This window comes from Salinibacterium amurskyense (assembly GCF_002797685.1).
Taxonomy (GTDB): domain Bacteria; phylum Actinomycetota; class Actinomycetes; order Actinomycetales; family Microbacteriaceae; genus Rhodoglobus; species Rhodoglobus amurskyensis.
Map to the genome: position 1 here is coordinate 663,492 of NZ_PGFH01000001.1, position 24,077 is coordinate 687,568.

The window sequence follows — 24,077 nt, forward strand, 5'->3', positions numbered from 1 at the left end:
CCATGAGCTGGAGAATGCCATCGGAAACAGCCGCCCACGAGCGCACCTGGATGGCGTTCCCGCGCGTCGGGGAAACGCTCGGCGCGACTGACTCCGAACGTGAACTCGGCTACGCCGCTTGGGCTGATGTAGCCAACGTCGTCGCCCAGTTCGAGCCCGTCTCGATGGTCGTTGACCCGACCGAAATGTTCCGTGCTCGGCGGATGCTCGACAGCAGCATTGAGCTGCTCGAAGCGCCGCTCGACGAGTTCTGGATGCGCGACATCGGGCCCACCTTCGTGCTCGACGATGAACGACCCGGTGTTCTCGGTGCCGTCGACTGGATCTTCAACGGCTGGGGTGCTCCGGCCTGGGCTGAGTGGGAACAGTCGGCGAAGATCGGGCGCGTTGTCGCTGAGGCTGCCGGGGCGGAGATCGTGAGCTCGCTCCTCGTCGCTGAGGGTGGCGGACTTCATGTCGATGGCGAAGGAACCGTTCTACTCACCGACACCGTTCAGCTCGACCCGCGCCGTAATCCGCTCGCTGATCGCACCCGCGTTGAGCAGGAAATGCTGCGCACGATTGGTGCCACTCACGCGGTCTGGCTGCCGCGCGGCCTCACCCGCGACTACGACGATTTCGGCACCAACGGTCACGTCGACATTGTCGCGACGATCGCGTCGCCGGGACGCGTGCTGCTTCACGCTCAACCCAACCCTGAGCATCCGGACCACCAGGTGATGGCCGAGATTCGGGCCAGCCTCGAGAGCCAGCGGGATGCCGCCGGCCGTGCCTTCGAGATCGTCGAGCTGCCCGCGCCCGCCCTGCTGCGCGACGACCACGGCTTCGTCGATTACAGCTACGTCAATCACCTTGTCGTCAACGGGGGAGTCATCGGCTGTGGCTTCAACGACGAGATGGCGGATGCCCGAGCCGCCGCCATTCTGGCCGACGCGTATCCCGGCCGCGAGGTGCGCATGGTCGACTCTCGCGAGATCTTCGCCCGCGGTGGCGGCATCCACTGCATCACCCAACAGCAGCCTCAACTTCCCGGCCTCAGCGACGATGTTGCTGCCGCACAAGAACCGGGAGCCATCGTATGAGCACCTTCGATGTCGTCGAAGCGTCGATAGCCGAACTGCAAGAAGCACTCGCAGCTGGCACCCTTACGAGTGAGGCGCTCGTCACCGCGTACCTTGTGCGCATCGATCGCTACGATCGCAGCGGACCGAAGCTCAATGCCGTCGTCGTGCCCAACGCCGAGGCGCTCGCCGAAGCGCGCGAATCTGATGCACGCCGGGCTGCCGGTCAACTGCGGGGGCCGCTCGACGGCATCCCGTACACGGCCAAAGACAGCTACCTGCACCGAGGGCTAACCGCAGCAGCCGGCAGCCCCGCCTTCGCCGACCTGATGGCGATGCGGGATGCCGCCACCATTGGGGCCCTGCGCGATGCGGGAGCTATCTGCTTGGGCCTCACCAACATGCCCCCGATGGCCAACGGCGGAATGCAGCCCGGCGTCTACGGCCGCGCCGAAAGCCCGTACAACGCCGAGTACCTGACCGCCGCCTATGGCTCGGGATCGTCGAACGGATCGGGCACCGCAACGGCCGCGAGTTTTGCCGCCTTCGGGCTCGCCGAAGAGACCTGGTCGAGTGGCCGGGCACCGGCCTCGAACAACGCCCTCTGCGCCTACACGCCCTCGCGCGGCGTAATCTCGGTGCGCGGCAACTGGCCCCTTGTGCCCACGATGGATGTCGTCGTGCCGCACACTCGCACCATGGCCGACCTGCTCGCCGTGCTCGACGTGATCGTGTTCGACGACGAAGATGCCCGTGGTGACTTCTGGCGCTCGCAGCCGTGGGTGGAGATTCCGGCGGCGTCTAGTGTGCGGCCGGAGACGTACTTGTCTCTCGTGACTGACTCTGCGGAACTGCCGCTGGCGGGCAAGCGCTTCGGCGTTCCCCGGATGTACATAAACCGCGATACCGAGGCGGGCTCGGGCACGCGAGGAGTCGGCGGTCCGACAGGAACCGCGATTGACACCCGTCCGAGCATCCTGACTCTGTTCGACCAGGCACGTCGTGACCTCGAAGCAGCCGGCGCCACCGTGGTGGAGGTCGACTTTCCGGTCGTTTCGAACTACGAAGCCGACCGGGCCGGTGCCCCCACGATCGCAACCCGCGGTCTCGTCAGTCCCGAGTTTTTGAAGCGCGAAATCGTCGATCTCTCGGCGTGGGCGTGGGAAGACTTTCTGAAGGCCAACGGCGACCCGAACTTTGACACGATCGTCGGCGTCGACGGCAGCACGATTTTTCCTAGCGTGCCCGGCGCCCCGCACGATCGCTACGACGGCTTCGAAGACGACATCGCCGTGTACCCGACCCAGGTGCGCGACCACCCCTACGATCACTTCACCGACATTCCCGAGCTTGAAGGGGGCGTGCGCGGCCTCGAAGAAACCCGCCGCGTCGACCTTGAAGAATGGATGCGGGCCAACGAGCTCGACGCCGTAGCCTTCCCCGCGGTCGCCGACGTGGGCGCTGCCGATATGGGTACGAACCCCGCCACGGCAGAAGCAGGATGGCGAAACGGTGTCTGGGTCGCCAACGGCAACCTCGCGATTCGGCACCTGGGCATCCCGACCGTCACTGTTCCCATGGGGCTCATGGACGACATCCGGATGCCCGTGGGAATCACGTTCGCCGGTGCCGCGTATTCCGACCTCGACCTGCTGCGCATCGGCATCGCCTACGAGGCGGTGTCGCAGCGCCGGGTAGCGCCGCCGCGCACTCCGCCGCTGACGGACTAGCGGCGCGCGACCGGCCCGTGTTGCTTAGAGCTGCTTGATCATCTCGAGTTCGCGCCGGGATTTATCGAGAACGTACGGCACCGAGTGCCGCGTGAGTGCGTACCCCCGACGCTCGTACGCGGCGCGCGCTCGGGCGTTGTCTTCGTGCACACCGAGGGTCAGGGTGCTGCCGTAGGTGGCCGCCCACTCTTCGATGGTGGTGAGCAGGGAATCCGTTACCCCAGTCTTTCGGCCACGAAAATCGGGGGTGACATAAACGCCAACCAGCAGCGGTCCTGTCGTGGCATCGGGAACGTAGCCGCCCATGGTGCCAACCCAGCGACCGTCCGTCGTAATGGCGGCGACTGAGATGCCGCGCGGATTCTGACCGCGCACGGCCCGCGAACGCCAATCTGCTTCCGTGGCGGTGCGGGCACTATCGAGTCGCTCCGCAAAACCGATCGGGGTATTGGCCAGCATCTCAAGCCGCAGTGTGCGCACCTCACGCCAATCGTCGACAGTTGTTCGACGGATCGTAAACTCGGGCGCGCGCATGATCTGGAGTTTAGTTGTGCGCTGGGGGTTTGGGCTGCCGTACCGTAGCGGGTATGGATCATGCCCCCATCCCCGCCGCCGTCATCACCGTGTCTGACCGCAGTTTTCGGGGGGAGCGCGCCGATACCTCGGGGCCGCGAGCGGTCGAACTGCTTGAGCAGCAGGGCTACGCGGTGTCGTTGACAGTGATTCCGGATGGCGCGGAATCAGTCACTGCTGGCATCCGGGCCGCGCTCGCCGCCGGTGCCCGCATCGTCATCACGAGTGGCGGAACCGGAGTGGCACCGCGGGATCTCACGCCCGAAGGAACCCGGCCCCTGCTCACGCGGGAGATTCCCGGCATTGCCGAAGAGTTACGCCGCGAAGGCGCACTCCACACGAAGATGGCGGTGCTGAGTCGCGGGTTGGTGGGTATCGCGGGCACTGCGCTCGTGGTCAACCTGCCCGGTTCAACGAAAGCTGTCGAAGAGGGGCTTGCCGTGGTTGCGCCGCTGATCGGCCACATTCTGGAGCAGCTTGACGGCGGAGACCACTAGCTAGCGAAAGCTACGCGGGGCCGCTTCGAGCCGACCTCTTTAGGCCGGCCGACGCCAATCGCCCGAACGACCACCGGACTTCGCGAGCAGTCGCACGTTCTCAATTTGCACCGTCTTATCCATACCCTTGACCATGTCCACGATTGCGAGAGCTGCAACGGACACTGCGGTCATCGCTTCCATCTCCACCCCCGTGCGGTCTGCGGTACGCACGGTCGCGGTCACCGCGACTCCGTCATCCGTCACTTCAAGATCAACCGTCGCGCCGTGCACACCGATGATGTGAGCAAGCGGCAAGAGCTCAGCCGTGCGCTTCGCCGCCTGGATGCCGGCGATGCGAGCGACCGCTAGAACGTCGCCCTTCGGGGCATTGCCCGAGCGCAGTGCGTCAATGATCACCGGGGAGCAGCGAACGAAACCCTCCGCCGTTGCTTCGCGCACGGTCGGGGTCTTGGCGGTGACATCCACCATCCGGGCTTGGCCAGCGGAATTGAGGTGGGTAAAAGGCTGATCGCTCATGACACCAGTGTGACAGTCAGGGTGTCACCTTCGCGCACCTCGGTCACGTCTTCGGGTATGAAAGCCAGAGCGTTGGCGCTGGCGAGGCTCGCGACGAGATACGAACCGGCACCACCGGCGCTCGCGGGGCGAACGGATGCCGCACCCTGTTCATCCCGTTCGACAACCGCGGGCATGTATTGGGCGCGCCCCGCGGGGCTGCGCCAGCCCGTCGTGACGGTGGCGGAGAGAGTTGGGCGCTGAATGGTGGAGTGGCCCGTCATCGTGAGTAGCGCGGGGCGAACGAAGGTTTCGAACGAGACGAAGACGCTCACGGGGTTGCCGGGGAGGGCGAAGAGGAGGGGGCCGCCGGCGTCGCCGACCGGGAAGCGTCCGAAGCCCTGCGGCTTGCCGGGTTGCATGCGCACGGGACCGAACCACACTCCGAGCGGGGCGAGCACAGCCTTCACGACATCGTAAGCGCCGACGCTCACTCCGCCCGAGGTGATGACGGCATCCAGTTCGGGCGCATGCTCGTCGAGGATCGCGCGCAGGGCAGCGTCATCGTCGGGCACAGAACCCAGCTGCACCGGGATGCCGCCGCACTCGGTAATCAGTGCTTCGAGCAACAGCGAATTCGAGTCATGAATCTGGCCGCGTGCGAGTGTGTCGCCGGGCTCGCGCAGTTCACTGCCCGTCGAGAGCACGCCGACGCGCGGCGCGGGATGCACGGCCAGAGTGCTGACTCCGGATGCCGCGGCGGCCGCCAGATCGCGTGCACCGAGTACACGGCCAGCGGGCAACACCGCGTCACCTGCCTGCACGTCGGTACCGCGCGGACGGATGAAGGCCGCCTCGGCAGGAGCTCGATAGATGAGCACGGTCGCGGTGCCCTCGTCGGTGTCTTCGATGGGCACGATGCAGTCGGCGTCGTCCGGAACGGGGGCGCCAGTCATGATGCGCGCGGCCTCGCCGGGCTGGAGCCGAGGGTTCTCGGCGGAGCCCGCCGGCAGGTCAGCGACGACAGTCAGCGTTACGGGACTGTCGACGGTAGCGGCCATGGCATCCGCGCGGCGAAGGGCATAGCCATCCATTGCGGAATTGTCGAAGCCGGGAACGTCGGCGGTGGCGTGCACGTCGACGGCGAGCGTGCGGTGCAGCGCCTCGGCGATCGGCACGGTGATGGCGGGCAGCGCAGTGACGCTCTCGAGAACGCGAGCGAGATGCTGTTCGATGCTGATCGACGCGGGCGCTGCAGAAGAGTCGTGAGCCATGCACTCACCCTAGCTAAGGTGGTTCCTCCCTAACTGAGGGGCGGATGCGGTGAATACGACTAATTGTCTCCGTATTTGCGGTGATAGACTCCGAAACATGGCGCACTATCGGATCAGCGAAGCTGCAGGGCTCCTCGGAGTCAGCGACGACACCGTGCGACGGTGGATCGCAGCCGACGGTTTGCCGGTGACGCTCGATGATGCCGGGCGCCAAGTCATCGACGGCGCGGACCTCGCCCAGCGTGCTCAGGAACGGGCGCAGCAAGCCCAACAATTGGAAGCGGCATCCGAGACAACGAGCAGTGCTCGCAATCGAATGGTCGGGCTCGTCACGGGCATCCTGAGCGACACCGTCATGTCGCAGGTCGAGCTGCAGTGCGGCCCGCATCGCATCGTGTCGCTCATGTCGACCGAAGCCGTGCGCGACTTGAAGCTCGAAATCGGGTCGCTCGCCGTCGCCGTCGTGAAAGCGACGATGGTGGTTGTTGAGGCTCCGAAAGACAACTCCTAGTGATGGGTGCGGTGGGGCCTGCGCGGTATGCAAAGGCTGCGCGGCAGTCGCGCTGGCAGGGGCAGCCGCGACAGCGGGGCGGTCACGGGCGACGACGGGTTCGCGTGCTGACGACGGTCGCTGCCATCGCGATGGCAGGTCTGGTGGGGCTTTCCGGATGCTCGGCAGCAGAGCCGACACCGGCATCCACGTCTGCTGACGGTTCGCTGCAGGGTGAGCTCACGATTTTCGCTGCGGCCTCGCTGACGGCCTCGTTCACCGAGTTGGCTGACACCTTCAGCGCCGAGAACCCTGGCGTCACAATCGCCCCGATCTCCTTCGACGGCTCCTCTACTCTCGCCACGCAGATCAGCGAGGGTGCCCCGGTCGATATCTTTGCTGCCGCGGATGACGCCACGATGCAGCAGGTCAGCGCCGAGTTGGCGACTGCTCCCGTTTCTTTCGCGAGCAACGAATTGCAGATCGCTGTGCAGCCCGGCAACCCGCTGGACATCACGGCACTGAGCGATCTGGCGGAGCCCGGCGTGCAGGTTGCCCTGTGCGCGCCCGCGGTTCCGTGCGGTGCAGCCTCCCGCCTCCTGCTCGCCGCGGCAGACGTTGAGCTCACGCCCGTGACGGAAGAGCAGAACGTGACGGCCGTGCTGACCAAGGTTGAGCTGGGCGAAGTGGATGCCGGGCTCGTCTATGTCACCGACGTGCTGAATGCCGCGGGAGCGGTCGACGGAGTCGAGATCGCCGACGCTGCGAGTGCTCGCAATAACTACCCGATCGCCGTGCTGAACGAGGCTGCACAACCGGCCATCGCGGCCGCGTTCGTGGACTTAGTGTTGTCGCCGCCGGGGCAGGCCATTCTCGCGCGCTACGGATTCTCGAAGCCGTGAGTACCTCCTCGCGCAGTGCGCAGACCACCGACGACGCAGCCACCCGAAGCGCAGCCACCCGAAGCGCAGCCTCCCGCACCACGGCAGCAGCCGGCTCCGGCATCCCGCGCCTGCTCTACCTGCCCGCTGCCCTCGGTTTCGCGCTGCTGATCTTGCCCCTCGTCGGGCTGTTTCTCCGGGCCGACTGGCCGAGTGTTCCGGCCGCGATTGTCTCGGCGGAGGCGCAGTCGGCGCTGTGGTTGTCGCTGCAGACGGCCTTCGCCGCGACGGTGCTGTGCCTCATCGTCGGCATTCCGCTCGCGCTCGTGATTGCGCGCTCGGGCAACCGGCTGGCCGGTCTGCTGCGTGCGCTCACGACGCTCCCACTCGTGATGCCGCCATTGGTCGGAGGCATCGCGCTGCTCTACCTCCTCGGACGCAACGGGCTCGTCGGCAGCGTGCTCGAACTCTGGTTCGGCATCCGTATTCCGTTCACGACGGGCGCGGTCGTGATCGCCCAATCGTTCGTGGCACTGCCCTTCCTCGTGATCTCGGTCGAGGGCGCACTGCGCACTGCGGGCACCCGTTACGAGGCGGTCGCGGCAACCCTCGGCGCGGGGCGCTGGACAGTCTTCCGCCGCGTCACCCTGCCGCTCATCATGCCGGGCGTCATTGCCGGCACCGTGCTCTGCTTCGCCCGCGCGCTCGGCGAATTCGGGGCCACCGCCCTCTTCGCCGGCAATGCCGCGGGCACCACCCGCACCATGCCCCTCGCGATCTACACCGCGTTCAACGGCGCCGGCGTGAGCCAAGATTCGGCCATCGCCCTGTCGCTGCTGCTCGTGGTTGTCGGTATCGTCATCTTGCTTCTGCTGCGCAGCTGGCGCCCGACCGCGGAGCGCTGACCCATGACACTGGATGCCGCCATGCAGGTGAACCGAGGCTCGTTCACCCTCGACGCGAGCGTCTCAGTCGCGCCCGGAGAAACTCTCGCGCTACTGGGCCCGAACGGCTCGGGCAAGTCGACGCTGCTCGCGGTGATCGCCGGTCTGCTCGCTCCGGAGCGCGGCACGGTGTCGGTCGACGGTCGAGTGCTCACCGAGGTTCCGCAGCTCGGTGGTGCGCCGTCGGGTGGCGGGCGGCCGGGCGGCGGGCGGATGACCGTGGTGCCCGCCCATCGTCGTCGCATCGGTTTGCTCGGGCAAGACCCCCTGCTGTTCCCGCACCTCAGCGCTCTCGAGAACGTTGCCTTTGGGCTGCGCTCGCACGGAATGAAGGCGGCGGAGGCCCGCGACCGTGCCTCCGAATGGCTGGCGGCCGTTGGCATGAGCGAATTCGCCGCCCGCAAACCTGCCGAACTCTCGGGAGGCCAGCAGCAGCGTGTGGCGATCGCCCGGGTGCTGGCCACCGAACCCGACGTGCTGCTCTTCGACGAACCGATGGCCGCCCTCGACGTGCAGAACGCCTCGCTCGTGCGCACCCTGTTGCGCGAGTGCCTGGCCTCCCGGATCTCCGCCACCCACACCGGGATCGATGGCCGCCCACCGACCGTGCCTGCCACGATCGTCGTCACTCACGATGTGGTGGATGCCATGGTGCTGGCCGACCGCGTCGCCATCATGGAGGCGGGCCGCATCATCGACAGCGGCGCCGTCGCCCGGGTGCTCGGCGAGCCGGTCAACCAGTTCGCCGCCACGCTCGTCGGCCTCAACGTGCTGCACGGAATCGTCGAATCAAACCAGCTCGTGCGGCTCGCGGATGGGCGTGGTCTCGCCGTCGGCGGCGGCGTATCGGCGGTCGGGGCAGAGGTATCGATCGCGTTCCCGCCGTCCGCGGTGACGCTGCGCCGGGAGGCATCCGCTCCCTCGCACCCCAACGAATGGCACGCCACCGTCGATCTTCTCGAGCCCGGCCTCAGAGGAATCCGCGTCACGCTGCTCGGCGATACCGTCGTGGCCGAAGCCTCGCCCGCCGATTTGCTCGCGCGCGACATTGCGTCGGGGGACCGCGTCGTGGCCTCCGTCGATCCAGCTCAGCTCACGGTGTATCCGCGACGCTAATCAACGCCGCAGTTTCACGCCGCTAATCCTCGGGATAATCCCGTCGTTCTTGGGGCGCACGTTGCTAGGATTCGCCCATGCGCGTGACACGACTCAGAGTGTATCCAGTGAAGTCTTTTGCCGGCGAAGACGTTGATTCGGCGGCCGTCAATCCGTGGGGCCTTGACCAGGATCGGCGTTGGGCCATCGTCGACAGCGACGGCAAGAGCCTTACCGCGCGCCAGCACAATCACCTGCTGGGTCTTTCGGCGCACGCCCTCAGCGACACCGCGGTGCAACTCTCCGACCGCGACGGCTCCAGCGTGACCGTCGATATGGCGGAGGGCGGAGACACGATCGAAGTGAGCCACAGCGGGCAGGGCACCGCCCTTGCCGCTCGCGGCGAAGTCAACGATTGGCTGAGTGAACGCGTCGGCCTCGACGCGCGCCTCGTCTGGCAGTCCGACCCGACCGTGCGCCCGATCGACCCCGAGGATGGCGGCCAGCCGGGCGAAGTTGTTTCTCTCGCCGACGGCGGTCCGCTGCTGCTCGCGAGCGAAGCGTCGCTGCGTCAGCTTGACGAGTGGGCCGAGGCGGATGCCGCACCGCTCGACATGATCCGGTTCCGTCCCAACGTGATCATCGACGATCTCGAACCGTTCGTCGAAGAAAGCTGGTCGCAGGTCACCATCGGTGACGTGCGCTTTCGCGTCACCATGATCTGCGACCGTTGCGTCATGACCACGATCGAACCCACCACGCTCGAGCGCGGCAAGGAACCGATTCGAACCCTGGCGCAGCACCGCCAGCGTGACCACAAAACGTGGTTCGGCATCCGGCTCACTCCGCTTGATGGTGGACGCATTCACGTGGGCGATGCGATCGACGCGACCGCCTCGGTGGTTTCGCAGCCTGCCGCGGGTTAGTCTGACGCTATGAGTTCCTCCGCGATCGGCAGCCCCGTCGCGGACACCCTGGGCAGGCCGCTGCACGACATCCGTTTCTCGGTCACCGACCGCTGCAACTTTCGCTGCGTTTACTGCATGCCCAAGGAAGTATTTGGCGCTGATTACGCGTTCATGCCGCGCGACGAACTTCTGAGCTTCGAAGAGATCACCCGGCTGGCGCGCATTGCCGTGCTTCACGGCGTCGAGAAGATTCGCCTGACCGGTGGTGAACCGCTGCTGCGTAAAGGCCTCCCTGAGTTGGTCGGGATGCTGTCGAAGCTGACAACTCCGGCGGGCGCGCCCCTCGACCTCGCGGTCACGACGAACGGCTCAGCGCTCGCCCACCTTGCCCCGGCGCTGAAGGAGGCCGGGCTGAAGCGCGTCACGGTGTCGCTCGATTCGCTCGACGACGCGACCTTCCAAGCCATGAACGACGTGAAGTTTCCGGTGAAGAAGATTTTGGACGGTCTCGACGCCGCCCACGCTGCAGGCCTGGGACCGATCAAGATCAACATGGTCGTCAAGAAGGGGCACAACGACCAAGACATTGTCGCGATGGCCCGCCACTTCAAAGACACCCCGTTCATCCTGCGCTTCATCGAATACATGGATGTCGGCACCACCAACGGTTGGCAGCTCGGCGAAGTCGTGCCCTCGGCCGAGGTCGTGGCTCGAATCAACGCCGAACTCCCGCTCGAAGAAATCGCCCCCAACTACAGCGGCGAAACCTCGCAGCGCTGGCGCTATCGCGATGGCAGCGGAGAGATCGGCGTGATTTCCAGCGTCACTCAGTCGTTCTGCCACACCTGCTCACGCGCCCGCATCTCGGTCGACGGCAAGCTCTACACGTGCCTCTTCGCCAGCTCGGGTCACGACCTGCGAGCCCTCATGCGTGACGGCTGCACCGACGACGAACTGTCGGATGCCATGGCGAGCCTGTGGCGCAACCGCACCGACCGCTATTCAGAGTTGCGCTCGCTCAACACCGCCCGACCGGCGACCACACCAGGACCGGGCGCTAAGAAGATCGAGATGTCGTACATTGGTGGCTGACATGACCACTCACATTCGTTACTTCGCCGCTGCCGCCGAGGCCGCTGGACGCGATGAAGAGCACCTCGAAATTGAGTCGGGGGCAACTCTGGCAACGCTCAAGGACGTGCTCATCGAGCGCTACGGTTCGCTCATGCAGCGAGTCGTCGAGTCGGGATCATTCCTGATCGACGGCGTCGTTCGGCGTGATCCCGCGTACGCCGTGGGCGCTCGCGTCGACGTGCTGCCGCCGTTCGCTGGCGGCTAGGTCTTTACAGCCCCACCCATTCGGTCGCGCCGCCCGCGAGCTGCTGACGCTTCCAGATCGGCACCGTTTGCTTGATGCGTTCGACGAGTAGTTCGCACGCCTCGAACGCTTCACGTCGGTGCGCTGCGGAGACGGCTGCCGACAGGGCAACATCCCCAATCTGGAGCAGCCCAACCCGGTGCGCTGCCGCAATGGCGAGGCCCGTTTCGGCTGCAACTTCGGCGCAGCACTGAGCCAGCAGCGCTTCGGCTTCGGGATGCGCCTGATATTCCAGCGACCACACTTCGTTGCCGGCGTCGTGATTACGCACCACGCCCGAGAACACGACGACCGCGCCGGAAGCGGGGGACTCCACCGCGCGCCGGATTGCAGCTTCATCGATCACGGCATCCGTAATGGTGGCGAAGCTTGCGGGGATCTGATCGTTCACGTTTAGTACCTCGCGAGCGCAGGATCAATGACCTGCGAGTAGTCGTCGATGCCGCCAACCAAGTGGCGGATATTGGTGAAGCCGGCGCTCTGCAGCATTCGCAGGGCACGCTCGCTGCGGATGCCGTGGTGACAGTACACAACCACAGGAATGTCGGTGCGGATGTCGGCAAGCCGGTCTCCGAGACCACCCAGCGGAATCAGCTCAGCAGTCTCAATCGCGGCAATCGCGTACTCGAAGGGTTCGCGAATATCGACGAGTTGCAGGGGCGCACCACTGCGGAGCATGGCCGCAAGTTCACGCGAATCGACTTCGTCGCTTGCGCCGGCCGCGTTTCCGGCAGCGTTCGCTTCGCCTGCGCTACTCGCACCGCCCGCACCATCGCTATCGGCACCAGCGCCACCGGCGGTCGCGGATCCCGGCTGCACGCCACAGAAGGCCTCGTAGTCGATGAGTTCGGTGATGGCATCCGTGTCGTCGTCTGCGGCGTACTCAAGTTCTCGAAAGCGGCCGGTGAGCGCGTCGTAGGTGGTCACCCGGCCGAGAAGCGGGTCTCCGATGCCGGTGATGAGCTTCACGGTTTCGGAGCACATGATGGCGCCGATCATGGCGCACACGGTCGGCAGAACCCCGCCCTCAGTGCACGAGGGAACGGTGCCGGGTGCCGGCGGCACCGGGAAGAGGTCGCGATAGGTCGGTCCGTGACCAGCCCACGCCACTCCGGCTTGACCGCCATAGCGCAGGATCGCTCCCCAGGCGACGGGAATGCCGGTCAGCGCGGCTGCGTCATTGACGAGATAGCGGGTGGCGAAGTTGTCGCTGCCGTCGAGTACGAGGTCATATCCCGCAAAGAGTGCGAGCGCGTTGCTGGAATCGAGCCACACATCGTGAAGGACAACCGCGATCTCCGGATCGATCCGACCGAGTGTCTCGGCCATCGAAGCGAGTTTGCTTCGCCCGATGTCGGCGACCCCGTGAGCGAGTTGGCGGTGCAGATTCGAGAGTTCAACGGCATCCGTATCGATCACGCCGATGGTGCCAACGCCCATCGCGGCGAGGGCGGGGATGGTGGCGCTACCGAGGCCGCCCGCGCCGACAACGAGCACGTGGGCGTTCGCGAGGCGGCGCTGCGCGAGCTCGCCGAAATCAGGATTAGCGAGTTGGCGCGAATAACGAATCAGCGACTGCGGGCCGAGCGGCGCACCCGGCTCGACGAGCGGCTTGCGGTCATGCTGAGCAGGCGATGTCACAGGGCAATCCTTACCGCGCCGGAAGCGGCACAGCAACGATTCTACTGTTTCGGATGCTGTCGAATCTGGGCGCGTTCGGGTGCGGCAGTGCTGTCACAGCAGGGGCGTCGGCGGTGGCCGATAGGGTGTGTGCGGGTCGGAGATCTCGGCCCATTACCCGATTCAAGGAGTACCCGATGGAAGCCGCCGTAATCGCAGCCTGGACGTTCGTTTCTGAAGCCCCGATCCCCGAAGACGTCATGCCGATGTTGCTTCCCGGCGAGCAGCCCATCGCGGCCTACAAAACCTTCCGTGACAGCGCCGTCTTCACCAACAAGCGCCTCATCGTGCGTGATGCTCAAGGCATCACCGGCAAGAAGGTAGAGCTGTACTCGCTGCCCTATTCGAGCGTTCTCATGTGGTCATCCGAGAATGCGGGCACCCTCGATTTCAACGCTGAGCTCGAACTGTGGACCCGCGCCGGCCACATCAAGATCAAGGTCGGCAAGGCCATCGACGTGCGCAAGCTCGATATGCTCATCGCCAACGTCGTCATCGGCGCCAGCTAGCAACGCGACTTATGGAAGGCGGATGGGGCAATGAAAACAGACTTCAAGAAGACGCTCGACGCCTATAAGGCGCGCCACAACGAGTTCAGAATTCTGGATGTCCCGCCCCAGCAGTACCTCATGGTCGACGGCCATGGTGCGCCCGGGGAAGGCAGCGAGTATACGGCCGCGATCGGCGCGCTCTATCCGGTGGCGTACACGCTGAAGTTCGCGAGCAAAGCGCTCGACCGCGACTATGTCGTACCGCCGCTCGAAGCGCTGTGGTGGGCCGAAGATATGGCCGCGTTCACGACCGGCCGCGACAAATCGCAGTGGGACTGGACTGCGATGATCCTCACGCCCGAGTGGATCACCGACGCGATGTTTCAGGACGCCGTGGCCGCGGTCACCGCCAAAAGCAAGACCCCCGAGACTCTGCCCGCTAGCCTCGGCAAGGTACGCCTCGAGATTCTCGAGGAGGGGCTGTGCGTGCAAACACTCCACCTCGGGCCTTATGACGATGAGGCCGAGATTCTGGCGCAGATGCATGACGACTACATTCCCGAACAGGGGCTGCGGATGACCGGCAAGCACCACGAGATCTACTTCAACGACTTTCGCAAAGTCGAGTCATCCAAGCTCCGCACCCTGCTGCGGCAACCTGTCGAGCGGGTCTAATGGGCGGCCGGAACCCGGGGTGCTGCGGCGCATCGGATGCGATGGCAATGACACTGCGCCGAACTGCTTAGGATGTGGGGATGAGCACGAGTGTGAGTAGCGCCGACGCGCAGGAAGACGGTCGTAACGAGACCTCAACGGAACGGGGAGATCGCAACTGGACCGAGATCCTCCAAGAGCTGCGCGTCATCCAAACCGGTACTCAGATTCTCACCGGATTTTTGTTGACGCTCGCGTTCCAGCAACGCTTTTCCGAGCTGGATGACTACCAAGTGCGGATCTACCTCGCCCTGGTGTCAGCTGCAGTTCTCGCGACCGCGCTCGCCGTCTCTCCCGTGAGTCTTCACCGTGCCCTCTTTGGAAAGAAAGCGAAGCCCGAACTCGTGACGGCATCCGATCGTCTCCTCAAAGTGACGCTGTTCGTGGTGTCGCTTACTATCGCTGGCACGGCAATGCTGATCTTCGATGTGGTCGCTGGTCGCACAGCGGGAGCGGTTGCCGGCGGAACTGCGGCCTTCTTGGCTATTGCGCTGTGGTTGGTTATGCCCACCATCGTGCGCCGAAAACTCTCCAATGAGTAGAGAGCGAGATACTTTCGTAGAGCCGCGCCGAGAGTGGCGTTACGCCTTTCGCCGCGCGTATCACGGCTTCATGCTGCACCGCGGAATCGACTCCGCTGCCACGCTCGCCTTCTTCTCGGCGCTCGCCACTCTGCCGGCCGCGCTGAGCGTCGTCTCTGTATTGGCGATCGCCGAAGGCAAAGATCAGGCCGCCGATACCGTGATCGATCTGGCGACCGAAGTGCTCAAGCCGAGCACCGTCGAGGTGCTCAAGGAACCGCTTACCCAACTCTTCTCTATCGGCAGCCCCGGAGTCGCGCTCGCCGTCGGGCTCTTGCTGAGTGTGTGGTCGCTGTCGAGCTATGCCACCGCTTTCGGTCGTGCCGCCAACAGCGTGTACGAAATTCAAGAGGGTCGACGGTTCGTGAAGTTCCGCGGGCTCATGCTCGTGCTCTCCACGTTCCTGCTCGCCGCCTTCGCCGCCGTCGTGGTGTTGCTGCTCACCACCCGCAACGTTGCAACCGCCGTGGGCGAAGCGCTCGGTATAGGCGAACCCTGGATCACCGTGTGGTCGATCGGGCGCTGGCCGGTGCTCGCCGTCATCCTCACCATGATCATCGCGGTGCTCTACTACTACACGCCCAACGTGCGTCACGAACGGATGCGGTGGGTCAGCACCGGCGCAATCTTCGCGATCGTCACGTGGGGCCTTGCCACCGCGGGCTTCGGATTCTACGCCTCCAACTTCGCCAGCTACGACCGTGTGTACGGCTGGCTCGGCGGAGCGCTCGCCATGCTCATCTGGCTCTACATCAGCAACCTCGCGTTTGTTGCCGGCCTCGAAGTGGATGCCGAATTCACGCGCCTACGTCAGCTACTGGCGGGCGTCCCTGCCGAGAACATGGTTCAGTTGCCCCTGCGCGACACCTTCCGTAACCACGTGCTCGCCCGCCGTCAGGCGGAGGACGAGGCGCGGGGAATTGCAATTCGTAGCCGCGATCAGCAGCCCAGCGGCGACTAGCGCGGAGGTCGCAAGGGGTGAAGCGCTCGCGAGCGATGCATCCGAAGCTAGTGACGCTTACCGGCTAGCGCTCTGACCGCACGCTCGACTTGAACCCGCGCAAGCGCAGGCTGTTCGTGACGACGAAGACCGACGAGAAGGCCATGGCTGCGCCCGCGATGAGCGGGTTGAGCAGACCGAGCATCGCGATGGGCAGGGCCGCCACGTTGTAGGCGAAAGCCCAGAACAGGTTGCCGCGGATGATCCCGAGGGTGCGCTTGGCGAGGCGAACCGCGTCGGCGACGACCATGAGGTCCCCGCTCACGACGGTGATGTCGCTCGCGGCGATCGCGGCATCCGTTCCGCCACCCATGGCAATACCGAGGTCGGCGGCAGCGAGGGCGGCAGAGTCGTTCACTCCATCACCGACCATCGCGACAACCCGACCTTCGGCCTGTAGCTGGCGGATGACGTCGAGCTTTCCCTGCGGAGTAATCCCGGCGTGTACGTCAGTGATTCCCACCGCGCTCGCGACGGATGCTGCAGCGCCGGCGTTGTCGCCGGTGAGGAGCACGGGGCGCAAGCCGAGCCGCGTGAACTCGGCGATGGCGTCCGCACTGCTTGCCTTGATGGTGTCGCCGACAACCAGCACGCCTCGCGCTTGACCTTCCCACGCGATGACCATCGCGGTCGACCCGGCAGCTTCGGCTTTCTCGACCAGGGTGAGGGCGGCATCCGACACCAGCTGCTGGTGATCAGCGGTGAGCCACGACGGCTTGCCGACGAACACGACGGTGCCATCGATGGTGGCCTGAACGCCGGTGCCAGCATGGGCGGCGAAGTCGGTGACGGCGGGGAGCGTGAGGCCGCGGTCCTCAGCTGCGGTTACAACGGCACGGCCGACCGGATGCTCGGAGCCAGCCTCAACGGCGGCGGCGCGAGCCAGCACGAGCTCCTCGTTTTCGCCTTCGAGCACGTCGATGCTGCTGAGGCGCATCTCGCCGGTCGTGACGGTGCCGGTCTTGTCGAGCACGATGGTGTCGACCGAGCGGGTCTGTTCCAAGACCTGGGGTCCGCTGATCAGGATGCCGAGCTGCGATCCGCGACCGGTGCCCACAAGCAGGGCGGTCGGCGTTGCCAAGCCGAGGGCGCAGGGGCACGCGATGACGAGTGTGGTGACGGCGGCCGTGAAGGCGAGCTCGATGGGGCCGCCGGCGATCATCCAGCCGACGAAAGCAACGACGGCAAGGCCGAGAACGACCGGAACGAAGATGGCCGAAACGCGATCGGCGAGACGCTGGATGTCGGCTTTGCCGGTCTGTGCTTCTTCGACCATGCGACCGAGGCGGGCCAGTTCGGTGTCGCGGCCGACGCGAGTGATTTCGATGACGAGTCGTCCGCCGACGTTGAGGGTGGCGCCGGTGACGCGATCGTCGGGGCCAACTTCGACGGGTACGGATTCGCCCGTGAGCATGCTCGCGTCGACGGCGGAATTGCCTTCGATGACGAGGCCGTCACTGGCGATCTTCTCGCCGGGGCGCACCACGACGTGGTCACCGACGACGAGCGAGGAGACAGCAACACGCTGTTCCACGCCGCCGCGGAGAACGGCGGCATCCTTCGCGCCGAGTTCCAGCAGGGCCCGAAGAGCAGCACCCGACTCGCGGCTAGCGCGGGCCTCGATGTATTTGCCGAGCAGGATAAAGACGGTGACGGCGGCGGCGACTTCGAGATAGATCTCGCTTGAGCCACCGTGGGGAGTTCCGAAGAACGTCATCGTCATGTGCATGCCAGCTTCGCCAGCGCCACCGAAGAAGAGGGCGTAGAGCGACCAGCCGAACGCGGCGATCACGCCGAGGCTGATGAGGGTGTCCATGGTGGCGGCACCGTGGCGGAGGTTCACGGCCGCAGCGCGGTGGAACGGCCACGCACCCCACACGACAACCGGGGCCGTGAGGGTCAGAGCTAGCCATTGCCAGTAGGTGAACTGCAGCGCCGGGATCATCGACATCAGCACGACTGGCACGGCCAGCGCGGTCGAGACGAGCAGACGGTGCAGCAACTGCGAAGCCCAATCGTCATCGCTGCTCTTGGGGCTCGCGTTGTCGTTCTCGTCGCGTTCCTGAATGGGCGCCGGGATGACGGCGCTATACCCGGCAGCCTTCACGGTTTCGAGAAACTGCTCGGGATCCATGCCCTCGGGCGCGCGAACGCGAGCCTTCTCGGTGGCGTAGTTCACGCTCGCCTCGACGCCGGGGAGCTTGTTGAGCTTGCGCTCGATGCGGCCAGCGCAGGAGGCGCAGGTCATTCCGGTGATGTCGAGTTCGACATCCAGAAGGTTGACGGTGCTGGGATCGGAGGCCATCAGAGGCTCTTCACGAGCGTGTAGCCTGCCTCCTCGATTGCGGCGCTGACGGTGGCGTCGTCGAGAGGGGTCTCAGACGTAACAGAAACGGTGGAGGGCAAGCCCGAGGCGAGGTCAACCGAAACTTCGGTGACGCCAGCCACTTCGGAGAGCTCCTCGGTGACGCTGGAGACGCAGTGGCTGCAGGTCATTCCTTCGACCAGGTAATCGGCGGTGTGGGTCATGATTCTCCTTCGATTGCCGCAGGCGCGAGGCGCGGGCGGAAGTTGTTGTGCAGAACAGCGGGGGCTAGCGGAGGCTACGAACGAACGAGGCGCGCGATTGCCGCACTCGCCTCGCGAATCTTCTCGTCGGCCACAGCACCACCTTCGCGGCTCGCTTCGGCCACGCAGTGGCTGAGGTGGTCATCGAGCAGTGCGAGCGCGACAGACTCGAGGGCCTTAGTCGCGGCCGACACTTGAGTGAGCACGTCAATGCAGTACGTGTCTTCTTCGATCATGCGATGGATGCCACGCACTTGGCCTTCAGCGCGACGCAGCCGCTTGAGCAGCTGCTCTTTGTTGTCGTCATAACCAGGCATCGTGATCCTCTCAACCGGATACCCCTCAGGGGTATTCCCATTAGACGCCTCTAGAGCGGAGAAGTCAACCGCCGAAGTTGACCGCTTGGGTCGACCGCAGTAGCCGACCGCAGTCGCACTAGGCCTTCGCGAGTGCAGGCCTAGTCAACGCCAACTCGAACGCTACTACCGAGCCGCTCACGGCATCCAATTGAGCGCTGCGCAGCACGGTGCTTATGCGGCCATCGTCGTGATGGGCGAGAACGACCGGCAATCCCGTCGCCGCAACATGGGCAGTCTCAGCGGGCGTGATCTCGTTGCGGTGGAGCACTTTGAAAGGCACGGGCAGTCGGGCAACCATGGCATCCCATTGAGGTTTGCGACGGATCGGCGAGTGCGTGATGTCGCACAGCGAGCACGCTGCGGTGCCGAGCATGTGGCCGATCACGTACCGGGTTTCGCCCCACACGCCGCCATCCGCGTTGTAGATGCCGGTGTAACGGATGATCGCCATGATGCCTACCCTGCCTCGACTCGCCCGGCACGGTGCCGGAACTCCTGCGTGCAGAGTTATTCGGAGACGCCGGGCGCCGCGGATGGGTCAGTGGCGTGTGGTTGCTCCGCAGGTGCCTGGTGTGGGCGCGCTGACGCTACTGCCAGAAGCGCTTCTTGGGCTCCGGTCCGCCGAGAGGCTTGCCGTTGAGCAGGATTCCGGATGACGGGGCATTGATCGTCGTGGCCGCGGCATCCGGCAGCTCTGGAGTCGCGGTGGCGACGGTTTCGGAGGGTGCAGGTGTCGCAGGAATTGCAGGCGTCGTGGATGTTGTAGGTGCTGCCGCTGGTTCGTTGCCAACAGCGTCGGCGGGCGTTCCGTGTACGGCAATCGCGGTCTTCATGTATTTGACGAGCAACATGATTGCGAGGAATGCGGCGATGGCGGCGGGAATGAAGAAGTCTTCGGGGCGTTCAGTGAGGCGGTAGACGATGCGTCCGATGAAGACGTCGCCGAGCAGGCCGCCTTTGCCGCCTACGGCGTTGAACGAGTAGTAGACGGAGGAGACGAAGCCGGCGATGACTCCGAGGCTGGTGGCGACGAGGCCGACGAGGAGAGCGAAGGCGAAGCCAAAGCCTCGAACGATGCGGCGGCGCGAGGCGCTGCCGAAGAAGGTGAAAGCGAAGACCATGCCGAGGCCACCGAAGGTTGCGGAGTACTCGAAGCCAACCTGGCCGATGATGATCGTGACGATCGCCGTCAGAGGGATCGCGAGTACGGACGCGAGCGCGCCAAGCACGAAGTTATACGGCTTGTGGATCTGCGCGTCAGGGGTGGTCGAGCTGTCGGTCATCGCTGGGCTTCCGGGTAGTCCGCAGATGGGCATCCTGCAGGCGGCTAATTCCCGGACGGCGACTACCGCTGGGCGGTGGTGTGGGCTCGGGCTGCTCGTGCTTTCCTCCACACGATCACCACAGAGACTACTGTCACGACGGCAATCGAGGCGAGTATCAACATCACGTTCGCGTCGACCCAGGTTGAGAAGAAGCGTGCAAACCCTGAGCTGAGGATGCCGCCGGTGCCTCCGTCGTAGAGGTAGGTGAGAAACAGGCTGTAGGGGTAGCTGATCGCGGCAGCTATGGCCATTGTTACGAGGCCGATGCCAGCTGCGGCCGTGAACCCTCGCCCGGTGACAGGGGAGCGCCCAGAACCGCGAGCGAAGAACCCGAACGCGATGATAATCGCGAATGGGGCGGTGGCGGCGCCTGCGGTTGGAGAGTTGAGTCCGAAGACGGCGGCAAGGATGGCAGCGATCGGAATGGTGAGCAGAGCCATGAGTAGGCCGCGCTGAAAATGGTCGGCGTGTTCGGGCTCCGGGAGAATGTTGCCGTCGCGGTACTGGTTCGCGGCGATCTGCGCTTCGACGTCAGCTATGCGGCCGCTTGCACCGGAGAAGCTTCCGTGGGCGGAACTGGGTTGCATTTCTTGCATTGGTGCCACCTCCGTAGTCGCGGCGGGAATCTCTCACCGAGCGACTTCGTCCTTTCTAGGGTACCTAAGTATTCCTCCGGTGTGGGCTTTCGCGGCGAGGATCTTGATGCCGCACCGGTTGCGTGGCCGTGTCCTGTGGCTGTTCCCCGCGGCTGGTCATCTTTCCGTTCGAAGACCTGACCATGCCCTGATCGCTTTGTGGGCGAGATCGCTCAGCTTCGACGAGAACCCCTTCGTGATTTCCTGTTCGTCGAGTGGTTTTCCATTGAGGATGATGCCGGGGGATGACGCGTTGATTGTCATGACGTGATTGGCGAACTTGTTAGCTGCATTCGCTGAATTCGTGGCGGATGACGACAATGCTTGTCGCGACGTCTCTAAGCGGGTAGTCGCTGATGTGGCTGCAGCATTGGCTTTCGCGATGATGCTTTCGCGGTGCGCAGCGAGTGCTTTCGCGCCGTTCATCACGATCACGAGGATGGCAAGAACGGCAGCCACGATGAGCGGAACGGCGATGTACTCTGCCTGAATCGGGAAAGGGAACTCCGCGCGCCCCATGAGGATGTCCTCGATGATGCCGGTCGTGCCTCCGCGAGCGACGAAGGTGCTGAAGAGGTCGGAGAGGAGGCCGGCGAGGGCTCCGAGAACGGTAGCGATGGTGCCAACGACAAGGGCGAACATGAAGTCACGGCCGCGGGTGATGGTCTGGCGAGAACCTAGAGCAAAGAGTTGAAAGGCCGTGAGCATCCCGAAGGCCCCGAGGATGCCTCCGATTCCGAAGCCCAGCAGGCCGACAAGGACTGCGGCGGCGATAGCGAGGGGGATCGCGAACAGCGAGAGAAAGGCTCCGAGCCCGAAGTTGTAGGGCGTGGTGTCGGAGGGAAGAGCGCGCCCGTTGGTGTTCGCGGCGGCGATCATGGCGTCGGAGTGGCGTTCGAGCGAGCGCGCGTACCTGGCGGGGCTCTGTTGTGAGAAGAGACCTGACATTGTGGCGACCTCCGATCGCACCGCAACGGCTCCGTTGCTTGAGCTATCAGAATAGCTTTCTTGCCGGTGAAGCGGCAGGGAGCGTGCGCAATGCCCGTGGGGCGCGGATGCCCGGTGGTGGGTTCGCTTCACACGGTCAACGGTGGCGAGACCCCGAGGGGTTTGCCGCTGCGGTTATCCGCGCAGGGCGAGCGCGAACGGGAGTACGGCATCCGCCCCGGCTTCGCGGAGTGCTTTCGCGGCGATGGTGAGCGTCCAGCGCGAGTCGACGAGGTCATCGACGAGCAGGATGGAGCCGTGGGGTAGTTCGCTCCCTGCTTCGCCGCGGCCAGCTGCGCCACCAGCCCACTCGAATTGCCCCCACACGCTCGCGAGTCGGTAGGCACTGTTGCCGCCGGGTTCGCCGGTGGGCCCATCGCCGGTGGGCGAGAGCGCACCGAGGTAGGGCAGCTTGCCGGCGCTGGCGAGGGCTTCGGCGACGGATGCCACGAGTTGTGGTTTGCTGCGTGACGGCATCGAGACGACGGCGACGGGTCGCTCATCCCAGCCCCAGTCGGCGAGCACGCGGACGCAGGCTGCGACGAGCGCGGGGCTCGCTGGTGCGTCGGGGGTGCCGGGGGCGAAGAGGGTGCGCAGGGTGCCGCCCCAGCCGAGGTCGGTGAGGCGGGCGAGGGCGCGACCTTCGCTGGCGCGCAGTTCGGGGTTGATGCGTCCGCGCACGGGGACGCCGAGCTTGTCGGCTCCGGTGGGCCATTGCGCGCGGGGCTCGACGGGTACTCCGACTTTGTCGAGGGTGGCGGTGGCGCGGGTGGTGGCATCCGTGCTGATGTCGGTGGGGTACCAGACGCCGGCGCAGTTGTCGCAGCGGCCGCAGGGGGTGGCGGTGTCGTCGTCGAGGGCGCGTTGCAGGTATTCCATGCGGCAGCCTTCGGTGCCGGCGGGCAGTCGTTCGTAGTCGAGCATGTGTTGTTGTTCGGCTCGGCGGGCGGCGGTGACTCCGGCGTAGCGTTCGGCGTCGTAGCTCCAGGGGTGGCCGGTGGCGGTCCAGCCGCCTTGCACGCGGGCGACAGCGCCATCCACGTCGAGCACTTTCAGTAGCAGCTCGAGGGGAGTGCGGCGCAGGTTTACGCGGGCTTCGAGCGCGGGCGTGGAGACGGGCCCGGCGCCGGAGTTGGCGGCGGCGGTGAGTTCGGCAATCACGAGTTCGGCGTTGGCTTGGTCGGGCATGGACGCGGTGGCGAAGTATTCCCAGATGTCTTCGTCTTCGCGGCCGGGCATCAGCAGCACGTCGGCGTTGTCGGTGGCGCGACCGGCGCGGCCGACTTGTTGGTAGTAGGCGACGGGGGAGGAGGGGGCGCCGAGGTGCACGACGAAGCCGAGGTCGGGTTTGTCGAAGCCCATGCCGAGCGCGCTGGTGGCGACGAGCGCTTTCACGGTGTTGTTCTTGAGTGCCTGTTCGGACTCTTCGCGCTCTTGCGGGTCGGTTTTGCCGGTGTAGGCGCGCACATCCATGCCGCTGTCGCGCAGCAGCCGCGCGGTGTCTTCTGCGGCCGAAACGGTGAGCGTGTAGATGATGCCGCTGCCGGGCAGTTCGGCGAGGTGGCTCAGCAGCCAGCCGAGGCGAGCTCGGGCATCCGCGAGTTTAAGGACACCCAGGCGCAGGGATGCTCGCGCGAGGGGGCCGCGGATGGTGACGACTTCGGTGCCGCCCGTGGCTGTGTTTTCGGTGCTGCCTGTGGGGCTCGCGGTTTCGAGTTGCGCGGCGATGTCGGCGACGACGCGGGAGTTGGCGGTGGCGGTGGTGGCGAGCACGGGGACGCCGTCGGGCATGGTGGCGATGAGTTCGCGCAGACGGCGGTAGTCGGGGCGAAAGTCGTGGCCCCAGTCGCTGATGCAGTGCGCTTCGTCGACGACGAGCATCCCGATGCGGTTGATCAGTGCGGGTAGTTGGTTGTCGCGAAAGCTGGGGTTGTTGAGGCGTTCGGGGGAGACGAGCAGCACGTCGACTTCATCGTTGGCGAGCTGCTGCTGAACTTCGGCCCATTCGTGCGGGTTGGTGGAGTTGATGGCGACGGCACGAACTCCGGCGCGGGATGCCGCGGCAATCTGATCCCGCATGAGCGCCAGCAGTGGCGACACGAGCACGGTGGGGCCCGCACCTCGTCGGCGCATGAGCAGCGTGGAAACGAAGTAGACGGCGGACTTTCCCCACCCAGTGCGCTGCACTACGAGCGCGCGGCGGCGCCCATCGACGAGCGTCTCGATCGCCTCAAACTGTCCCTCATGAAAGTCGGCAGTCTCATTGCCGACAAGCGTGCGGAGAACGGCCAGGGCATCGGTGCGGGTATCTGTCACGTGGCTAGTGTGGCAGGGGGTGCTGACTTTTCATTGCCTGTTGTGAGGATCTTGGCTCTCGTGGGTCGTATTCATTTGTGGAGCGGGGGATT

Annotated in this window: 27 protein-coding genes; 14 read left to right on the top strand and 13 right to left on the bottom strand. The window is 65.3% G+C overall.

Features of this window, described 5'->3' with window-relative positions; all coding sequences use genetic code 11:
- Nucleotides 1-2 precede the first annotated feature (2 nt).
- Nucleotides 3-1,082: an agmatine deiminase family protein gene (locus CLV85_RS03035; protein WP_100388119.1), complete on the top strand. Its 1,080-nt coding sequence runs from the start codon at nt 3-5 to the stop codon at nt 1,080-1,082.
- Complete coding sequence (locus tag CLV85_RS03040) at nt 1,079-2,791, top strand: amidase (protein WP_100388120.1); 1,713 nt, start codon at nt 1,079-1,081, stop codon at nt 2,789-2,791. Before CLV85_RS03035 ends, CLV85_RS03040 begins: the two co-directional genes overlap by 4 nt.
- Nucleotides 2,792-2,815: 24 nt before the next feature.
- Here CLV85_RS03040 and CLV85_RS03045 read toward each other — a convergent pair whose 3' ends face one another.
- The gene (locus tag CLV85_RS03045; protein ID WP_100388121.1) at nt 2,816-3,325 is read right to left on the bottom strand and encodes a GNAT family N-acetyltransferase; all 510 of its coding nucleotides are present in this window, start codon (nt 3,323-3,325) and stop codon (nt 2,816-2,818) included.
- Nucleotides 3,326-3,378: 53 nt separating this feature from the next.
- Here CLV85_RS03045 and CLV85_RS03050 point away from each other — a divergent pair, with 53 nt between their 5' ends.
- Nucleotides 3,379-3,861 carry a MogA/MoaB family molybdenum cofactor biosynthesis protein gene (locus tag CLV85_RS03050; RefSeq protein WP_100388122.1) on the top strand — a complete coding sequence of 161 codons (483 nt, stop codon included), beginning with the start codon at nt 3,379-3,381 and terminating at the stop codon, nt 3,859-3,861.
- Nucleotides 3,862-3,900: 39 nt separating this feature from the next.
- On the opposite strand, the gene moaC is transcribed toward CLV85_RS03050, so the two are convergent.
- Nucleotides 3,901-4,380 (bottom strand): cyclic pyranopterin monophosphate synthase MoaC, encoded by a 480-nt coding sequence (gene moaC / locus CLV85_RS03055; protein WP_100388123.1) that lies wholly within the window; start codon nt 4,378-4,380, stop codon nt 3,901-3,903.
- The gene (locus CLV85_RS03060) at nt 4,377-5,633 is read right to left on the bottom strand and encodes a molybdopterin molybdotransferase MoeA (RefSeq protein WP_100388124.1); all 1,257 of its coding nucleotides are present in this window, start codon (nt 5,631-5,633) and stop codon (nt 4,377-4,379) included. The genes moaC and CLV85_RS03060 overlap by 4 nt, the downstream gene beginning before the upstream one ends.
- A gap of 97 nt (nt 5,634-5,730) precedes the next feature.
- Between CLV85_RS03060 and CLV85_RS03065 the strand changes: the two genes are divergently transcribed.
- The 7 genes from CLV85_RS03065 to CLV85_RS03095 all read left to right on the top strand — a co-directional run bounded on the left by CLV85_RS03065 (nt 5,731) and on the right by CLV85_RS03095 (nt 11,290).
- The gene (locus tag CLV85_RS03065; protein ID WP_100388125.1) at nt 5,731-6,144 is read left to right on the top strand and encodes a TOBE domain-containing protein; all 414 of its coding nucleotides are present in this window, start codon (nt 5,731-5,733) and stop codon (nt 6,142-6,144) included.
- Nucleotides 6,145-6,248: 104 nt separating this feature from the next.
- Complete coding sequence (modA, locus tag CLV85_RS03070; RefSeq protein ID WP_229820361.1) at nt 6,249-7,025, top strand: molybdate ABC transporter substrate-binding protein; 777 nt, start codon at nt 6,249-6,251, stop codon at nt 7,023-7,025.
- A 101-nt stretch (nt 7,026-7,126) separates the two neighbouring features.
- Nucleotides 7,127-7,909 (top strand): ABC transporter permease, encoded by a 783-nt coding sequence (locus tag CLV85_RS03075; protein ID WP_100389248.1) that lies wholly within the window; start codon nt 7,127-7,129, stop codon nt 7,907-7,909.
- A 21-nt stretch (nt 7,910-7,930) separates the two neighbouring features.
- A complete protein-coding gene (locus tag CLV85_RS03080; protein ID WP_169925792.1) occupies nt 7,931-9,064 on the top strand; it encodes an ABC transporter ATP-binding protein in 1,134 nt (377 codons plus the stop codon).
- 77 nt (nt 9,065-9,141) lie between these two features.
- The gene (locus CLV85_RS03085; protein ID WP_100388128.1) at nt 9,142-9,969 is read left to right on the top strand and encodes an MOSC domain-containing protein; all 828 of its coding nucleotides are present in this window, start codon (nt 9,142-9,144) and stop codon (nt 9,967-9,969) included.
- Nucleotides 9,970-9,978: 9 nt separating this feature from the next.
- A complete protein-coding gene (gene moaA / locus CLV85_RS03090) occupies nt 9,979-11,043 on the top strand; it encodes a GTP 3',8-cyclase MoaA (RefSeq protein WP_100388129.1) in 1,065 nt (354 codons plus the stop codon).
- Between the two features lies 1 nt (nt 11,044).
- On the top strand, nt 11,045-11,290 hold the full coding sequence (locus CLV85_RS03095; protein ID WP_229820357.1) for a MoaD/ThiS family protein: 246 nt from the start codon (nt 11,045-11,047) through the stop codon (nt 11,288-11,290).
- A gap of 4 nt (nt 11,291-11,294) precedes the next feature.
- Here CLV85_RS03095 and CLV85_RS03100 read toward each other — a convergent pair whose 3' ends face one another.
- Nucleotides 11,295-11,720, bottom strand: coding sequence for a molybdenum cofactor biosynthesis protein MoaE (locus tag CLV85_RS03100; RefSeq protein ID WP_229820356.1), 426 nt, complete (start codon nt 11,718-11,720; stop codon nt 11,295-11,297).
- A 2-nt stretch (nt 11,721-11,722) separates the two neighbouring features.
- Entirely contained in the window at nt 11,723-12,970 is a 1,248-nt protein-coding gene (locus CLV85_RS03105) for a ThiF family adenylyltransferase (protein WP_100388131.1), read from the bottom strand.
- 176 nt (nt 12,971-13,146) lie between these two features.
- Here CLV85_RS03105 and CLV85_RS03110 point away from each other — a divergent pair, with 176 nt between their 5' ends.
- From CLV85_RS03110 to CLV85_RS03125, 4 genes are all read left to right on the top strand, one after another.
- Nucleotides 13,147-13,518 (top strand): PH domain-containing protein, encoded by a 372-nt coding sequence (locus tag CLV85_RS03110; RefSeq protein WP_100388132.1) that lies wholly within the window; start codon nt 13,147-13,149, stop codon nt 13,516-13,518.
- A gap of 30 nt (nt 13,519-13,548) precedes the next feature.
- Entirely contained in the window at nt 13,549-14,175 is a 627-nt protein-coding gene (locus tag CLV85_RS03115) for a GyrI-like domain-containing protein (protein WP_100388133.1), read from the top strand.
- An 80-nt stretch (nt 14,176-14,255) separates the two neighbouring features.
- Nucleotides 14,256-14,756, top strand: a complete 501-nt coding sequence (locus CLV85_RS03120; RefSeq protein WP_100388134.1) for a DUF6328 family protein — start codon at nt 14,256-14,258, stop codon at nt 14,754-14,756.
- Nucleotides 14,749-15,756, top strand: a complete 1,008-nt coding sequence (locus CLV85_RS03125; RefSeq protein WP_100388135.1) for a YihY/virulence factor BrkB family protein — start codon at nt 14,749-14,751, stop codon at nt 15,754-15,756. Before CLV85_RS03120 ends, CLV85_RS03125 begins: the two co-directional genes overlap by 8 nt.
- 64 nt (nt 15,757-15,820) lie before the next feature.
- Here the strand turns inward: CLV85_RS03125 and CLV85_RS03130 are convergent, their stop codons facing one another.
- The 8 genes from CLV85_RS03130 to CLV85_RS03165 form a co-directional block, all read right to left on the bottom strand.
- Complete coding sequence (locus CLV85_RS03130; protein WP_100388136.1) at nt 15,821-18,100, bottom strand: heavy metal translocating P-type ATPase; 2,280 nt, start codon at nt 18,098-18,100, stop codon at nt 15,821-15,823.
- Complete coding sequence (locus CLV85_RS03135) at nt 18,100-18,324, bottom strand: heavy-metal-associated domain-containing protein (protein WP_100388137.1); 225 nt, start codon at nt 18,322-18,324, stop codon at nt 18,100-18,102. The genes CLV85_RS03130 and CLV85_RS03135 overlap by 1 nt, the downstream gene beginning before the upstream one ends.
- A 74-nt stretch (nt 18,325-18,398) precedes the next feature.
- The gene (locus tag CLV85_RS03140) at nt 18,399-18,680 is read right to left on the bottom strand and encodes a metal-sensitive transcriptional regulator (RefSeq protein ID WP_100388138.1); all 282 of its coding nucleotides are present in this window, start codon (nt 18,678-18,680) and stop codon (nt 18,399-18,401) included.
- Between the two features lie 118 nt (nt 18,681-18,798).
- Nucleotides 18,799-19,173: a hypothetical protein gene (locus tag CLV85_RS03145; protein WP_100388139.1), complete on the bottom strand. Its 375-nt coding sequence runs from the start codon at nt 19,171-19,173 to the stop codon at nt 18,799-18,801.
- 136 nt (nt 19,174-19,309) lie between these two features.
- Nucleotides 19,310-20,005 (bottom strand): hypothetical protein, encoded by a 696-nt coding sequence (locus CLV85_RS03150; RefSeq protein ID WP_100388140.1) that lies wholly within the window; start codon nt 20,003-20,005, stop codon nt 19,310-19,312.
- A 62-nt stretch (nt 20,006-20,067) separates the two neighbouring features.
- Nucleotides 20,068-20,643, bottom strand: a complete 576-nt coding sequence (locus tag CLV85_RS03155) for a hypothetical protein (RefSeq protein ID WP_100388141.1) — start codon at nt 20,641-20,643, stop codon at nt 20,068-20,070.
- A gap of 156 nt (nt 20,644-20,799) precedes the next feature.
- Nucleotides 20,800-21,630: a hypothetical protein gene (locus CLV85_RS03160; protein ID WP_229820354.1), complete on the bottom strand. Its 831-nt coding sequence runs from the start codon at nt 21,628-21,630 to the stop codon at nt 20,800-20,802.
- A gap of 174 nt (nt 21,631-21,804) precedes the next feature.
- On the bottom strand, nt 21,805-23,985 hold the full coding sequence (locus CLV85_RS03165; RefSeq protein ID WP_100388142.1) for a RecQ family ATP-dependent DNA helicase: 2,181 nt from the start codon (nt 23,983-23,985) through the stop codon (nt 21,805-21,807).
- Between the last annotated feature and the right edge of the window lie 92 nt (nt 23,986-24,077).

Bases quoted from the DNA above. Each gene is read 5' to 3' on its own strand.
- CLV85_RS03130 (WP_100388136.1), bottom strand. From the start codon at position 18,100: ATGGCCTCCGATCCCAGCACCGTCAACCTTCTGGATGTCGAACTCGAC.
- CLV85_RS03160 (WP_229820354.1), bottom strand. From the start codon at position 21,630: ATGTCAGGTCTCTTCTCACAACAGAGCCCCGCCAGGTACGCGCGCTCG.
- CLV85_RS03120 (WP_100388134.1), top strand. From the start codon at position 14,256: ATGAGCACGAGTGTGAGTAGCGCCGACGCGCAGGAAGACGGTCGTAAC.
- CLV85_RS03150 (WP_100388140.1), bottom strand. From the start codon at position 20,005: ATGACCGACAGCTCGACCACCCCTGACGCGCAGATCCACAAGCCGTAT.
- CLV85_RS03125 (WP_100388135.1), top strand. From the start codon at position 14,749: ATGAGTAGAGAGCGAGATACTTTCGTAGAGCCGCGCCGAGAGTGGCGT.
- CLV85_RS03035 (WP_100388119.1), top strand. From the start codon at position 3: ATGAGCTGGAGAATGCCATCGGAAACAGCCGCCCACGAGCGCACCTGG.
- CLV85_RS03135 (WP_100388137.1), bottom strand. From the start codon at position 18,324: ATGACCCACACCGCCGATTACCTGGTCGAAGGAATGACCTGCAGCCAC.
- moaA (WP_100388129.1), top strand. From the start codon at position 9,979: ATGAGTTCCTCCGCGATCGGCAGCCCCGTCGCGGACACCCTGGGCAGG.
- CLV85_RS03050 (WP_100388122.1), top strand. From the start codon at position 3,379: ATGGATCATGCCCCCATCCCCGCCGCCGTCATCACCGTGTCTGACCGC.
- CLV85_RS03045 (WP_100388121.1), bottom strand. From the start codon at position 3,325: ATGCGCGCGCCCGAGTTTACGATCCGTCGAACAACTGTCGACGATTGG.
- moaC (WP_100388123.1), bottom strand. From the start codon at position 4,380: ATGAGCGATCAGCCTTTTACCCACCTCAATTCCGCTGGCCAAGCCCGG.
- CLV85_RS03110 (WP_100388132.1), top strand. From the start codon at position 13,147: ATGGAAGCCGCCGTAATCGCAGCCTGGACGTTCGTTTCTGAAGCCCCG.
- CLV85_RS03080 (WP_169925792.1), top strand. From the start codon at position 7,931: ATGCAGGTGAACCGAGGCTCGTTCACCCTCGACGCGAGCGTCTCAGTC.
- CLV85_RS03040 (WP_100388120.1), top strand. From the start codon at position 1,079: ATGAGCACCTTCGATGTCGTCGAAGCGTCGATAGCCGAACTGCAAGAA.
- CLV85_RS03145 (WP_100388139.1), bottom strand. From the start codon at position 19,173: ATGGCGATCATCCGTTACACCGGCATCTACAACGCGGATGGCGGCGTG.
- CLV85_RS03065 (WP_100388125.1), top strand. From the start codon at position 5,731: ATGGCGCACTATCGGATCAGCGAAGCTGCAGGGCTCCTCGGAGTCAGC.
- CLV85_RS03140 (WP_100388138.1), bottom strand. From the start codon at position 18,680: ATGCCTGGTTATGACGACAACAAAGAGCAGCTGCTCAAGCGGCTGCGT.
- CLV85_RS03060 (WP_100388124.1), bottom strand. From the start codon at position 5,633: ATGGCTCACGACTCTTCTGCAGCGCCCGCGTCGATCAGCATCGAACAG.
- CLV85_RS03095 (WP_229820357.1), top strand. From the start codon at position 11,045: ATGACCACTCACATTCGTTACTTCGCCGCTGCCGCCGAGGCCGCTGGA.
- CLV85_RS03155 (WP_100388141.1), bottom strand. From the start codon at position 20,643: ATGCAAGAAATGCAACCCAGTTCCGCCCACGGAAGCTTCTCCGGTGCA.
- CLV85_RS03085 (WP_100388128.1), top strand. From the start codon at position 9,142: ATGCGCGTGACACGACTCAGAGTGTATCCAGTGAAGTCTTTTGCCGGC.
- CLV85_RS03115 (WP_100388133.1), top strand. From the start codon at position 13,549: ATGAAAACAGACTTCAAGAAGACGCTCGACGCCTATAAGGCGCGCCAC.